The sequence below is a fragment of the Streptomyces laculatispora genome (assembly GCF_017353455.1).
In the GTDB taxonomy this organism is placed as follows: Bacteria; Actinomycetota; Actinomycetes; order Streptomycetales; family Streptomycetaceae; genus Streptomyces; species Streptomyces laculatispora.
This window is the reverse complement of the sequence record NZ_JAFMPZ010000025.1, coordinates 1-13,709: the sequence shown is the minus strand read 5'-3', so window position 1 is coordinate 13,709 and position 13,709 is coordinate 1. Positions and strand designations below refer to the sequence as shown.

Annotated in this window: 10 protein-coding genes and 1 pseudogene; 4 read left to right on the top strand and 7 right to left on the bottom strand. The window is 70.6% G+C overall.

The window, feature by feature from the left end:
- Positions 1-58: 58 nt before the first annotated feature.
- Positions 59-223 carry a 50S ribosomal protein L33 gene (gene rpmG, locus J1C73_RS01045; RefSeq protein ID WP_123466864.1) on the bottom strand — a complete coding sequence of 55 codons (165 nt, stop codon included), beginning with the start codon at positions 221-223 and terminating at the stop codon, positions 59-61.
- 231 nt (positions 224-454) lie between these two features.
- Here rpmG and J1C73_RS01040 point away from each other — a divergent pair, with 231 nt between their 5' ends.
- Together J1C73_RS01040 and J1C73_RS01035 are read left to right on the top strand one after the other, a co-directional pair.
- Positions 455-748 (top strand): alpha-amylase inhibitor, encoded by a 294-nt coding sequence (locus J1C73_RS01040; RefSeq protein ID WP_207314641.1) that lies wholly within the window; start codon positions 455-457, stop codon positions 746-748.
- Positions 749-1,093: 345 nt separating this feature from the next.
- Positions 1,094-2,551, top strand: coding sequence for a PP2C family protein-serine/threonine phosphatase (locus tag J1C73_RS01035; protein ID WP_207314640.1), 1,458 nt, complete (start codon positions 1,094-1,096; stop codon positions 2,549-2,551).
- A gap of 136 nt (positions 2,552-2,687) precedes the next feature.
- On the opposite strand, the gene J1C73_RS01030 is transcribed toward J1C73_RS01035, so the two are convergent.
- On the bottom strand, positions 2,688-4,187 hold the full coding sequence (locus J1C73_RS01030) for a DNA-binding protein NsdB (RefSeq protein WP_207314639.1): 1,500 nt from the start codon (positions 4,185-4,187) through the stop codon (positions 2,688-2,690).
- 231 nt (positions 4,188-4,418) lie between these two features.
- On the opposite strand from J1C73_RS01030, the gene J1C73_RS01025 reads away from it, so the two are divergent.
- Positions 4,419-5,555, top strand: coding sequence for an aminoglycoside phosphotransferase family protein (locus J1C73_RS01025; protein WP_207314638.1), 1,137 nt, complete (start codon positions 4,419-4,421; stop codon positions 5,553-5,555).
- A gap of 92 nt (positions 5,556-5,647) precedes the next feature.
- On the opposite strand, the gene J1C73_RS01020 is transcribed toward J1C73_RS01025, so the two are convergent.
- Positions 5,648-6,979 (bottom strand): N-acetylmuramoyl-L-alanine amidase, encoded by a 1,332-nt coding sequence (locus J1C73_RS01020; RefSeq protein WP_207314637.1) that lies wholly within the window; start codon positions 6,977-6,979, stop codon positions 5,648-5,650.
- Positions 6,980-7,383: 404 nt separating this feature from the next.
- Between J1C73_RS01020 and J1C73_RS01015 the strand changes: the two genes are divergently transcribed.
- On the top strand, positions 7,384-9,597 hold the full coding sequence (locus tag J1C73_RS01015) for a terpene synthase family protein (RefSeq protein ID WP_207314636.1): 2,214 nt from the start codon (positions 7,384-7,386) through the stop codon (positions 9,595-9,597).
- Here J1C73_RS01015 and J1C73_RS01010 read toward each other — a convergent pair.
- From J1C73_RS01010 to J1C73_RS00995, 4 genes and pseudogenes are all read right to left on the bottom strand, one after another.
- On the bottom strand, positions 9,573-11,954 hold the full coding sequence (locus J1C73_RS01010; RefSeq protein ID WP_242643536.1) for a glycoside hydrolase family 95 protein: 2,382 nt from the start codon (positions 11,952-11,954) through the stop codon (positions 9,573-9,575). The two genes, J1C73_RS01015 and J1C73_RS01010, sit on opposite strands and share 25 nt — an antisense overlap.
- A gap of 159 nt (positions 11,955-12,113) precedes the next feature.
- Positions 12,114-12,614: a hypothetical protein gene (locus J1C73_RS01005; protein ID WP_207314634.1), complete on the bottom strand. Its 501-nt coding sequence runs from the start codon at positions 12,612-12,614 to the stop codon at positions 12,114-12,116.
- Between the two features lie 149 nt (positions 12,615-12,763).
- Positions 12,764-13,171 carry an ACT domain-containing protein gene (locus J1C73_RS01000; RefSeq protein WP_207314633.1) on the bottom strand — a complete coding sequence of 136 codons (408 nt, stop codon included), beginning with the start codon at positions 13,169-13,171 and terminating at the stop codon, positions 12,764-12,766.
- A 13-nt stretch (positions 13,172-13,184) separates the two neighbouring features.
- Positions 13,185-13,701, bottom strand: a pseudogene (locus J1C73_RS00995) (ABATE domain-containing protein).
- Positions 13,702-13,709 lie beyond the last annotated feature (8 nt).

Genomic DNA, 13,709 nt, shown 5'->3' with positions numbered 1-13,709 from the left:
TCACTGAGGGCACAGGGGGCGGACGACCGCCCCCCTCGATCCGCGAACGGCTCGTCGGTCAGCGCTCCTCGCGGAAGAGGACGTGCCGCCCGGCAGCGGGGTCGTACTTGCGCAGGACCAGCCGGTCGGGGCTGTTGCGACGGCTCTTGCGCGTCACATAGCTCTGCCCCGTCCCCGCGGTCGAGCGGAGCGTCACGACAGGACGGGCTTCACTTCGGGCCATGGCAACCTCCGTACTCGTGAACCGAATCCTCCCCTTGTTGGGAACGGGATTCGTTTTCGTTCTGCCGGTGCAACGCCGGAGTGTCCGGGCGCATTCCCGCCCGGTTCGGGCCGGGGCCCCGGAGTGGGCCGACACACGTCCGGCACTCCTCGGCGAGCCGTCACGCGAGGCCGTCACGATCGTTGACCGCAGTGCCCGGCACTGCGAACGACTGCCCGAGGAACGTGACCCATGCACCTGAAGAACACCCTCTCCGCCATCGCGGCCACCGCGATGATCACCGCCTGCGCGATGACCGCGGCGGGCCCGGCGGCAGCCGCCGGCGCCGCCGCGCCCGCAGGTGGGGCGCGCGAGGCCGTCAAGCAGGACAGGACGGCCTGGACGACCAACAACTGCGGCCGGAACATGCACATCAAGCCGGCCATCGACAACGGCCCCGACAGGCAGTGCCGGACCACCTTCCCCGGCGAGACCCTCAAGCGGACCTGGAAGGTGGGTTCGTACGGCCGTATCGCCGTCTGCTGACGCGGCGCGGCGGCACCGCCTCGACATCCAGCAGCACCCGGGCCGAAGCCCTCGCCCTCCGTGGGGCATCCGGCCCGCACATGCCCCGGCGCGTTCGGTTCAACCCGCGCAGAGCCGGCGCGAACAGGCGCACCGAACGTCTCCGCGCGCCGGATTTCATGCGTCAACACCCTCCAAAAGCAAGACTGTTCGAAAGATCGCGGCGGAACTCAGCCGCTGGCATATGCCAGCTGCAAGAACGCATCGAGTGTTGCCAAACCGCTTACGGGCCCCAGTCGGCTGTGCGACAGTCGTATTCGGTCCACCCTCAGACCTGGTTGTACCGCGCCTGTATCGGAGTACGTCATGCCGTCCCATCTGTCCGCGGACCGCCCCGCCCCCCAGCCGCCCGAGCGCGATGCCGTCGACGCGTTGATCAACCGGACGCGGCGGCTGCGCGGCGATGTGGACGCGGTGCGGCGCGACGCCGTGCTGGTCGACGAGGACGATCCGCAGCTGCGCTGGCAGCGCGCGCTCTGCGATCTGGCGGTGCATCACCTGGATGATCTCGGCGCGCACCTGGGACAGCTCAAGGAGGGTCTGCCGCCGGAAGCCGCAGAACAGCTCGTGGCCGAGCTGTCGCTGGGAGCAGGTCAGGAGACCGTCGGCGAGGAGCGGGCGGGTTCGCCGGCCGGCCGGGTGGGCAGCGCCGAGTGGAATCTGCTGACGGACGCGGTCAGCTGGTCCGACGAACTGCTCCAGATCTTCGGCCGGACCGCACAGGCCGGACCGCTCTCCCTGGATGATCTCCCTTCCGTGCTGTTTCCCGAGGATCAGGCCGTACTCACCGCGCTGGTGACGGACTGCCTGGTCGACGGAAAGCCGATAGACGGTGAGTTCCGGATCCAGCGCCCCGACGGGGGGACGCGGACGCTGCACATGACGGGCGAGCCCGTCCTCGACGCGGACGGCTGCACCGCATCCATGTGGGCGGTCCTGCGCGACGTCAGCGAGCTGCGGCGCAGCCAGCAGGTGGTGCACCGCACCCATGACTCGCTCCGTCGTCAGCAGCACATCGACCGGACGGAACGCCGGCTCGCGGTCGAGCTGCACGAAGCCGTGCTCCCGCCGTGGCGGGGTTCGCTGCGCCTCCCGGACCAGGGTCCCGGAGCGCTGGACATCGCGGCCCACTACCTGCCCTCCGAGTCCAGCGACCTGATCGGCGGCGGCTGGTACGACGCCATGGAACTGCCGGACGGCAGGATGCTGCTCACGGTCGGCGATCTGACCGGTCACGGCATCCAGGCCACATCGGCCATGGCGATGATCCTCGGTGCGCTGCGCGGCATGGCGGTGGCCGGCATCGACCCCGGGGCCCTGATGGGGCATCTGAACCAGCTACTGGAGACATCGGTCCAGCCCGCTCTCGGCAGCGCGGTGTGCTGCCGATTCGACCCCGGGACCCGCACCCTGGACTGGGCGCAGGCCGGACACCCCGCACCGCTGCTGTTCCGCAACGGAACCGGGCGCCCGTTCCCTCAGCCCGACGGCGTACTGCTCGGAGCGGCCTCCGGGATCACCTACGAGCAGGACGAGGCGCACCTGCTGCCCGGCGATGTACTGGTGCTCCACACCGATGGACTGGCCCGGACCAACGACGGGCGCAACGGCCTCCGTCCGGGCACGGAAGCACTGCTCGGACTTGCGCCGCGCTTCGCCGAGGCCCGCACGGCGCAGGACTGTGTACGGACGGTCGCCGAGGAGTTCGGCGGCACCCGGCGACTGGACGACGCATGTGTGCTGATCGCCCGCATCGGGGCATAGGGCACATACACACCGCGCGCGGAGGCAAGGGCACACGGAGAACACACGGCACTGGTACGAGAACGCCCGGCGGCCCATGGTGCGCTGTCCGGACAGGTGTTGAGGAACGGCGCCTCTTTCTGGTGGCGCCCTGGGGTCAGATCTCGGAACTCCTGGTCCGCTGTTTGATGAGGGAACTCTGCGGCAGCGAGCGTTCGATCTCCTCGCGCAGGTCCTCGATCTTCGCGTAGCCGGCGAACTGGCCCGTCAGCCGGTACATCTCGCGCAGCCGGTCCCAGGTGCGGTGCGAGGAGGTCTCCCCCATCGTCACCAGGGCGAGCCGGGCGTAGCGGTCTGCCTGCTCGGGGTCGTCGGCGATGAAGCATGCCGAGGCGAGCGAGATGTAGTCGAAGATCTTGGACCGCTGGCGCCCGTTGACCCGCAGTTCGAGTGCCTGCTTCGCGTGGCGCTGGGCCGTGGCGGCCGCCGAGGGCTCGTGCTCGGCCAGTGTGCGGAACGCCAGTGCCTGCATCCCGTGCAGATCCGCCTCGTCGAACATCTGCATCCAACTGGGTGGTGGGACATCGCCCTTGTCCGAGATGAAGAGTTCCTCGGCCCTGCCGAGGGTGCGCCGCATGGCCTGGCCCCGTCCCATGGAGGCCTGTGCCCAGGCCTCGATGGTGTACAGCATCGCCTGGGTGCGCGGCAGGACCATGTCTCCCGAGCCGGAATGGGCGAGCTTCATGAGGTCGAGCGCGTCGTCCGGACGGCCCAGGTGGACCATCTGGCGGGCCGCCCTGGACAGGGCCTCGCCCGCGCGCGGCCGGTCGCCGCCCTCGCGCGCCGCGTGAGCCGCGATCACGAAGTACTTCTGGGCCGTTGGTTCGAGGCCGATGTCGTGGGACATCCATCCCGCGAGCACGGCGAGGTTGGCAGCCACGCCCCAGAGGCGGCGCTGCAGATGGTCGGGGTGGCGGTAGGCCAGCATGCCGCCCACCTCGTTGAGCTGGCCCACCACGGCCTTGCGCTGGAGGCCGCCGCCCCGGGAGGCGTCCCAGGCGCGGAACACCTCCACGGACCGTTCCAGCGCCTCGATCTCCTCCGAACCGATGGGCGCGGCCTCGTACCGGTCGAAACCGGCTGGGTCCGCGTGCACGGGGTCGTCGATGCGTGGGGCGTCGGCCGCCAGTACGGGGTCGGTGTGCAGCCAGTCGTGCATGGGGCCGGCGATGGTGGAGCCGGCGGCGAGCGCGGCGCTCGCGCTCACCAAGCCGCGTCGGTTGAGCATGAGGTCCATTCCCGTGAATTCGGTGAGGACCGCTGCCGTCCGTTCGGGCGCCCAGGGGAGTTGGTCGGGATTGTCTTCCGTCCCGGTCTCTCGCCGTTTCCCCACACGCCCGCGCCGGCCGAACCCGAGGTCCTCGATGGTCACGACACGACCGAGCCGCTCGGTGAACAGGACTTCCAGCACTTTGGGCACGGGATCACGGGGGGACTCCCCCATATCGATCCAGCGCCTCACCCGCGAGGTGTCGGTGGCGAGCTGGGGGTGGCCCATGGCCGCCGCCTGCCTGTTCACCATTCTCGCGAGTTCGCCCTTGGACCAGCCGGCAAGGCCGAACAGGTCCGACAGGCGGGTGTTGGGTTCTCCGGTCACGTCAAGCCCCCAGGTTCTCGGCTGTGTTGACAGTAACCCCCTGTCAGATGCCCTGCGACTATTCGCCAGGGTTCGCCAGGGTCCGCCACATGGTCTGCCACCCGCGCGCCGGTGTCAGGTAGGAAAGCACCACCCCGCCCGGCAGCCCTAGGTACTCCCCAGGGTGCCGAACGGTCGCCGGCCGGGGCGGCGCACGCAACTTGTCGGCGCACGAAGGGATCTGTATCGCCCATGTACACAGCATCGTCCTCCGTGTCCGCCCCGCCCCGGCCGCTCCGTCCCCTCGGGGCGGGCGGCGGGCCGTATCTCGACCCCCGCGCCGCTGTACCGGCGCCCGGCATGGGTCGGGCCCGGCGCATGGCGGGTCCGGGCACTCAATCGCTCAGCGGGAGACTCGACCTGTCCGGTCCCCAGGGTGCGCAGCTGAGGATGGCCATCGCCTCGGTGCACCGGATCTGCCCGGAGTTCAATCCGGTCCAGGTGCTGCGGCGCAGCGGCCGTTCGGTACTGCTCGTCGGTTCCACCGGACGTACGACCGCGGTCGCCAAGTGCTTACTGGACCACTCGCCGGCGTGGTCGGAGCGGTTCCGCCACGAAATAGCGGCATACCGGGCGTTCGTCCGGCACCGCCCGCCGGTACGGGTTCCCCGGCTCATCGCGGCGGACCCGGAGAACTGCACCCTGGTCATCGAACGGATGCCCGGCCGGGTTGCGGCGCTGACCAGGCATCCGTCGGAGGCGCCGCCGCGGGCCGATCTGCGGGCGGTGCTCGGCGCGGTCAGCCGGGTCAACGCCTGGCGGCCACCGGCCGGTATCTTCGACGCCCCGCTGGACTACGCGGCGCGCATCTCGCGCTACCACGAGCTGGGTCTGTTCACCGACCGTGATCTAGGTGACCTGCAGAAGCTTCTCCACGGTCTGGCCCACGCGGGCGGCCGCCAGGGGATGGGGCAGTTCTGTCACGGTGACGCGCTGCTCTCCAACATCCTGCTGTCGCCCACCGGCCCGGTGCTGGTCGACTGGGAACATGCCGGCTGGTATCTGCCGGGATACGACCTGGCGACGCTGTGGGCCGTGCTGGGTGACGCGCCGGTGGCCCGGCGTCAGATCAGCCAGCTCGCTCAGGTCACGGGCCCGGCGGCGCGGGACGCGTTCCTGGTCAACCTGATGCTCGTACTGACGCGGGAGATCCGTACGTACGAGACGGCCGTGCAGCGGGCCATACGGGACACCGCGGGCCCCAGAACCGGCCAGGACCGGCCGGGCGCACTGTCGTCGGGCGAGGAGCAGCGTCTGCTGCTGCGCCGGCTGCACGACGACTGCGCGATGGCCCGGCGGGCCGTACGAGCCGCGGTCGGCACTCGCTGACCCTCCACCGGGGATGAGCGCTGCGGGTCCGGTGCCGACACACCGGACCCGCAGCGCACTGAGGACGCGCCCGCCGCCGGACGGGCGCGTCCTCAGTGCGTGCGGACGATGTCCACGTCGGCGGCCTTCACAAAGGCGATGCGATGGCCGATCTGGACCGTCACGTACTTCTCGTTGCCCCGGAAGAACGAGTGGTCCAGCGGGTAGGAGGCATCGATCGTCGGGGCGTAGAAGAACCCGGTGGGCGCCTCGCCACCGCCGGGGTAGGACTGGCCGGCCTTGATCGTGTACGGGAGCGGCGTGCCCACCCGCTGGTCCGCGAAGCCGGCGGGGTACTCGGACTTCTCCGGGTACGCCACGCCGTACACCGGCACCTCGGCCCTGCCCGCCTTCGGCCTGACGACATGGCCCGCGGTGGGGGTGGTGGTGCGGGTGCGGGCCGGGGTCTCGAACCAGGCCTTCCGGCCGGACCACCAGATCGCCGTCCAGCCGGGCGCGTGACCGGCGACGACGGCCTGCTGAGTGGCGCTGATCTTGCTCCCCCAGTCGGCGGCGCAGTTGGTGCCGGGCGAACCGTCCGGGTGCAGCCCCGGGTCGGAGAAGAGCGGTGCGTCGGTGGCGGGCTCCGTGTGGAGCGGGACGGCGCTGGAGCCCTGCACGGGCAGATCGACGCCCTTCTCGCAGTCGCGGAAGGCCTGCTTGTTGTCCTTGAACCGCGGGCTGACGGTGATGAGTTCGCTGTTCTTGCGGGCTGTCGGCACAGTGGGCCTGCCGAGCAGCGCCATGAAGCGGTTCCAGTCCCAGTAGGTGCCCGGGTCCCAGTGCATGCCCGCGGCGCCGGCGGCGCTGGTGGGCGGCACCCCGTCGTGGCCGATGATGTGCTGGCGGTCGAGGGGGATGTCGTACTTGGCGGCGAGGTAGCGCACCAGTGCGGCCGTCGAGCGGTACATCTCGGGGGTGTACCACTTGGCGCCGTCGACGGCGACGCCCTCCTGCTCGATGCCGATGGAGTTGGAGTTGACGTACCAGTTCCCGGCCTGCCAGGCGACGTCCTTGTTCTTCACCATCTGGGTGACGTGGCCGTCGCCGGAGCGCACCACGTAGTGGGCCGAGGTCTGCTTCAGCGGGTTCTGGAAGATCTTCAGGGTGGTGTCGAAGTCCTCCTCGGTGTCATGGAGGACAATGAATTTGATCTTGTTGCTGTGCGGCCGGTCCGCCGTGTCGTAGTTGCCGTACGTCTCCTTGTCGGCCGGGTCGCCGGTCTGCTGGTAGGCGGCCGGGACCCAGTCGCATTCGAGGCCGCGCGGACATTCCGGCCGCACCCCGTCCGCGCCGGCCTGCGCCCCGGGGCTGAGCAACGCGAGACTCAGCGCGCCGACGGTGGTGAACGCGACCGCGAGTCCGGTCCTCTGCTTGGACGTCATGACAACCCTTCTTGGAGCTGTGCGTGTTCTGAGCCGTTCGTATCGCGAGGTGTTCGTGTTCCGATCTCTGCGTTCCGCTGTGCGCGCACACTCTGTGACCTGAGGTGAGAGCACGTCAAGAGCGCTGCGGTGGCCGCGGGTCGAGCCAGTGGACCAGACCACTGGCAGGGTCGCTGACCTGCGAAGGGCAATGGGCAACGGCTTGCTGGCGGTGCCGCGTTACCTGAGTTTTACGGAGCCGTCGGCCTGCCGGCGATACGGCGGAACACTCCTCGAACGAGTGCACTTCTTGTATGACTAATCGCGGTTGTGCGTGCCCCGAACGGCCGAAGGGTAGTGCTCGCGCGGACACGACCGAACCGCGTGACGCTCACGCGGAAGGCTCTCGGAAAGGCCGGACGCACATGGCTCAGCCCTTCACCCTGCCGGACTTCTATGTTCCGTATCCGGCGCGGCTCAATCCTCATGTCGAGGAGGCCCGACAGCACACCAAGGTGTGGGCGCGGGCCATAGGGATGCTGGAGGGATCGGGCATCTGGGAGGAGAAGGACCTCGACTCCCACGACTACGCGCTGCTGTGCGCGTACACCCACCCCGACTGCTCGGCCGAGGCGTTGTCGCTGGTGACCGACTGGTACGTGTGGGTCTTCTTCTTCGACGACCACTTCCTGGAGCTGTTCAAGCGCACCCCGGACCGGAAGGGCGGCAAGCGGTATCTGGACCGGCTGCCCGCCTTCATGCCGATGGAGCGCGGTGCGCCGACGCCCGAGCCGGCGAACCCGGTGGAGGCCGGGCTGGCCGATCTGTGGGCGCGGACCGTGCCGGGCATGTCCGACGGATGGCGGGCACGGTTCGCCGAGGCGACGAAGAACCTGCTCAACGAGTCGATGTGGGAGCTCTCGAACATCGACGAGGGCCGCATCGCGAACCCCGTCGAGTACATCGAGATGCGCCGCAAGGTGGGCGGTGCCCCATGGTCAGCGGGGCTGGTGGAATACGCGGCCGGCGCCGAGGTACCCGACGCGGTGGCCGGTGAGCGGGCGCTGCGAGTGCTGCGCGACGCCTTCTCCGACGGGGTCCATCTGCGCAACGACCTCTTCTCCTACCAGCGTGAGGTCGAGGACGAGGGCGAGAACAGCAACGGTGTGCTGGTCCTTGAGCACTTCCTGGGCTGCTCGACACAGGAGGCCGCCGAGGCGGTGAACGATCTGCTGACGTCGCGGCTCCAGCAGTTCGAGAACACCGCGCTCACCGAACTCGGTCCGCTCTGCTCCGAGAAGGGGCTGGATCCCGCGCAGACCGCGGCGGTCCTGGCCTATGTCAAGGGCCTCCAGGACTGGCAGTCCGGCGGCCATGAGTGGCACATGCGCTCCAGCCGCTACATGAACGACGGAGGGGCCCAGCAGGCGACTCCGGGGTTCGGTATGGCGGCCGCGTCGATCCGGTTCACTCCCCGGTCGGAGTCGGCCAGGCTGCGGAGTCACACCTATCTGCCCTACCAGCACGTCGGCCCGTCCCTGCTGCCCGACTTCGACCTGCCGTTCGGCACGACGCTCAGTCCGCATCTGGCCGGGGCCCGGGTGCGGCTCGTCGGCTGGTCGTCCCGCATGGGCATCCTGGAGGCGCAGCCGGGGGTGCCGGGCTCGCACATCTGGGACGAGGAACGGCTGCTGGCGATCGACCTGCCGCTGTGCGCGGCCGGGATTCACCCTGACGCCACCCCGGACGAGCTCGACCTGTCCTCGCAGTGGCTGGCCTGGGGGACCTACGGCGACGACTGGTTCCCGGTGGTGCACGGGCGGGCCCGTGACCTCACCGGGGCCAAGGTGGCCAATGCGCGCCTGTCGCAGTTCATGCCGCTGGACGGGGCGGCGGCGCCCGAGCCGGTCAACGCGCTGGAGCGCGGGCTCGCCGATCTGTGGGAGCGCACGGCGGCGCCGATGGACGACAGCGGCAGGCGCGCCTTCCGCACCTGCATCGAGGACATGACGGCGAGCTGGGTGTGGGAGCTGGCGAACCAGGCGCAGAACCGGATTCCCGATCCGGTGGACTATGTCGAGATGCGACGCATGACCTTCGGTTCGGATCTGACGATGAGTCTGTGCCGGCTCGGGCACGGCAGGAAGGTGCCCGCGGAGATCTACGCCAGTGGCCCGCTGCGCTCCCTGGAGAACGCCGCGGCGGACTATGCCGCACTGCTCAACGACCTGTTCTCGTACCAGAAGGAGATCGAGTACGAGGGTGAGGTGCACAACGGCGTCCTGGTGGTGCAGAACTTCTTCGGGGTGGACTATCCGACCGGGATGCGGCTCGTGTACGACCTGATGAAGTCGCGGCTGCGGCAGTTCCTGCATGTCGCGGAGCACGAACTTCCTTTGCTGTACGACGACTTCGGCCTTGACGGCGAGGCGAGGGAGGTCCTCGCGGGCTATGTGCGGGAGCTGAAGCACTGGATCGCGGGCATCCTGATCTGGCACCGGGGCTGCCGGCGCTACCGCGAGGAGGATCTGCGGCGGGGCACGGCGGCCCCGTGGCACCTGAGTGGTCCCACGGGGCCCGGTACCTCTGCGGCTCGGGTGACCTCGCTGTTCGCTCAGCTCTCGGGGGTCAGGGTGTAGGTCTTTCCGGCACGCGCCCTGAAGGTCTTCTCGCCGCCGGCGAACAGGGTGCCGCTGACGGTCACCTCGCGGGTGCGGCTCGCCTTGAGCACCACACGGCGGGCCGTCCCCGCGGCCCACTCGATGTCGACGGTGAATCCGCCCCGGGCGCGCAGGCCGCGCACCGATCCGTCCGGCCAGCCGGCCGGGAGCGCGGGGAGGATCTCGACGGTGTCGTGCTGGCTCTGCAGCAGCATCTCCGCGACGCCCGAGGCGGCACCGAAGTTCCCGTCGATCTGGAACGGCGGGTGGGTGTCCCAGAGGTTGGGCAGGGTGGAGTTCTTCAGTTGCTCCGAGAGCATCTTGTGGGCGTGGTCGCCGTCGCCCAGCCGCGCCCAGAAGTTGATCTTCCAGGCCTTGGACCAGCCGGTGCCGCCGTCGCCGCGGGCGCCGAGGGAGACCTTGGCCGCTTCGGCCCAGCCGCTGCCGGCCTCGATCTGCCGGCCGGGGTGGAGGCCGAAGAGGTGGGAGACATGACGGTGGTCGTCGGCCGGGTCGTCCCGGTCGGCCTTCCACTCCTGGAGCTGGCCCCAGGAGCCGATCCGCAGGCCGGGGTCGAGCTGGTCCAGGGCCGTCTCCAGCCTGCCGCGGAAGGCTGCCGCGTCGCCGAGGGTGCGGGCGGCCTCCAGGGTGCTGGTGAGGAGGTCGTGGACGATCTGCTGGGACATCGCGGCACCGGCGGTGAAGTCCCCGTGCTCGGGTGAGTAGCTCGGGGTGACGACGAGGAGTCCGTCACGCGGGTCGGTGCGCAGATTGGCCAGCCAGAATTCGGCGGCCTCCTTCATCGCCGGATAGGCGGTGGAGCGCAGATAGGCGGTGGAGCCGCTGAACCGGTAGTGCTCGTACATCTGCTGGGTGAGCCAGGCGGCGGCCTCGGGGAACCAGAACGCGGTGGAGTAGTCGTGGACACCGGTGAAGCCGTACGGGTTGGTCTCGTTGTGCACGACCCAGCCGGCGGTCCCGAACATCTCCTTCGCCGTCCTGCGGCCCGGCTCGCGCATGGCCTCGATGTAGCGGTCGTAGGGAGCGGTGGTCTCGGCGAGGTTGGTGACCTCGGCGAGCCAGTAGTTCATCTGGAGGTTGATGTTGCTGTGGTAGTCGGCCGACCAGGGCGGGGTGGTGGAGTTGTTCCAGACGCCCTGGAGGTTGGCGGGCAGCGAACCCTCGCGCGAGGAGGCGATCAGCAGGTAGCGCCCGTACTGGAAGAAGAGCGCCTCCAGGGCCCGGTCGGCGGGGCTGCTGCCTCCGGTGTACCCGCGGAGCAGCTGGTCGGTGGGCAGGTCGGGCAGTTGCTGGCCGATGTCGAGCGCCACCCGGTCGAAGAGGGCGCGGTGGTCGCTCGTGTGGGTGTCGCGGACGCGTTCGTACGTGGTGCCCGCCGCGGCGTCGACGGCGACGGTGACCTTGGCGTGCGGGTCCGCGCCCCGGTAGGCCGGATAGGTGTCCGCGTAGTCGGTGCCCGCGGCGAGGAAGAACCAGGCGCTGTCGGCGCCGGTGACGGTGAGGCTGCCGTCGGCGCCGGCGGTGAGGGTGCCGCCCTTGGTGCGGACCCGGATCTGGGCCTCGAAGCGGAGCCCGTTGTCCTTGAGCGCTCCGCGGACGGTGAGCCGGTCCCCGGCGGCGGAGGCGGTGAAGTCGCTGCGCGGCGAGGTGTAGCGCAGGGTGAAGGTCACCCGTCCCGGCCGGTCCGCCGTGAGCCGTCCGCCGATGACCCCGCCCGGGTGCGAGACGAAGTACTCCCTGCTGTGCGCGGCCCCTTCCCGGGTGTAGCCGACGGTCGCGAGTGCGGTGCGCAGGTCCAGGCTGCGCCGGTAGGAGGCGTCGGGGGCGGCCGGGGCGCCCGGCACGTCGAGGAGCAGGTCCCCGAAGACCTGGTAGGCGCCGTAGCCGCGGCGCCCCTGTCCGAGTTCGGCGGCCACGGCGTCGGGGCCGAGGGCGCCCTCGCTGTCGAGGCGCCGGCGGACGTCGGCGAGAGCGTCGGGCCTGGGGGCGGTCCAGTTCCCGAAGTCGTATCCCTCGGCCGAGCCGGGTCCGCCGGACCACAGGGTCTTCTCGTTGAAGGTGAGACGTTCGGTGGCGAGCGTGCCATGGACGCTCGCACCGAGGGCCCCGCCCCCGATGGGCAGGGATTCGCGCTCCCAGTCGGCGGCGGGGGCGAGGTAGTGGAGTACCGGGTTCGGTAGCGCCTTCTTACCTCTCAGCTTCGCCGATTCATCGGAGGTACCGACGGCGGCTGCCGTGCCGGCGAGAGCCGGAACTCCCAGCGCCAGAGCCCCTGTTGCGCCGATCGCTGTCTTCACTGTGGTGCGTCGCGTCATCCCGGATGTCATGCCGAACGACGCTAGAGGTCCGACGACTCCCGGGACAAGACGCATGACGAAGCAGCCTCTTGGACAGAGGCCGTGTGTACTTGGACGGAAGTGCCGCCACCGGACCGGACAGCGCGCGCCGCCCGGCGGGCGGGCCGCGCGTGCGGCTCAGCCCTGCTGGAAGAGCTCCGCGGGCAGCGGCTTCAGGAGGGTGTACAGATCGTCGGTGATCGGGCGGTCCCAGCTGGCGATGGTGACGAGCACGCCGTCGCTGCGGTCGAACTGGACGCAGGCGATCCGGCTCTCGGAGAGCTTGACGCGGCGGACGATCAGCAGGTTGTCGCCCTGCATCACGGGCATGTCCTCGGTCGCGGTGACCTCGACCGGCTCGTCGTTCTCCAGCGCGAGCAGCAGCTGGGCCACCTCGAAGGGGACCTGGCCCTCCTCGGTCTCGCGGGCGGGCGAACCCTCCGGGAGATTACCGATGATCATCGCGGGGCCGCGGCCGCCGAACAGGTCGTAGCGGAGGAAGACGCCCTGACAGCTCCCGTCGGGAGCGGGCAGCAGACCGGCGCCGAGGTTGCCGGGCCAGTCCCCCGGGTCCATGGCCAGGACGTCGAAGTCGGGGCCCGCGGGTGTGGCGGCGCTACGGCGGCGGAGGAAGGACATGGAGACATGTTACGTGGCCGGGCTCACGTCGCGGCGCCGGGCCCACAGGGGCCCGGGCGGCGCCGGAGGCGCACGCCCGCCCGGATGTCCCGCTACGCCGGACGGGTACGCGGCCGTTCCCCGGCACACGGTGATCCTCCGGCATCCTGTCACCCCGCGTCCGACTCCGAGGCCAGTGTCTCCAGTACGGCGACGGCCTCGGCGGCCCGGCCGTGCGGGACGAAGAGGTGGTCGTGGTGGAATCCGGCCACCACGTTGCAGCTGATCCCCGCGTCGGTGAGGGCGAGGGACACCGCGGCGGTCAGCCCCACGGCGTCCAGCGAGGAGTGCACACGGAGCGTGATCCAGCCCGCCGGGGAGGAGTGGTCCAGTCCGGCCGCCACGGCCTGGGCCTCGGGGAGCACCAGTGTGAGCCCCTCGGCCTCACTGACCGTGACGACGGGGGCGGCTTCGGCGGGCACCACGCCGTCGGGCACGGTCGCGAAGACGTAGCGGCCGGGGTGCAGCTCCGGGCGCAGGTCGCTCAGCAGGGTTCGAAGATCACTCTCGGCGGTCACACCCCCACGCTACCTACGGCGTGCGGCGGCGCTCGTGATGGCGTGCGACGCGGGCGCGGTTGCCGCAGGAGGGCTTGCACCACTCCTGGCGCGGGTGCTCCTTGACGAAGTAGCGCACGCAGCGAGGGGCGTGGCAGGGCCGTGCGGTCGGGCCCGGTCAGGAATCCGATGACGGCGCGGGCGAGCGCGTCCGCGGCCGAGCCCCCGGCAGGGTGGTCGTGGACGACGAGTTCGCCGTCCCGCGGCCAGTCCAGGCGCGGCGCGGCGGGAACGGCGGCGGCCGCCTCGTTCAGCCGGCCGAGCGCCGCCTCGACGGGGATCAGCCGTGCGGCGTCGGCGGGGCTCGGCTCGCCGGGGCGCACGGCGCGGGCGAAGAGCGCTCGTGCGGCGGCGCGCAGGGACCGTACGGCGGCGAGGTCCGCACCGTCGGCCGTCCAGAGGCCGGGGGCCGGGACCCGGCCGAGCAGGGCGGGCCGATCACGGACCCAGCGGGTCAGGCCGGCCGGGCTGTCCAGGACGTCTCCGCCCAGGGCTGGCA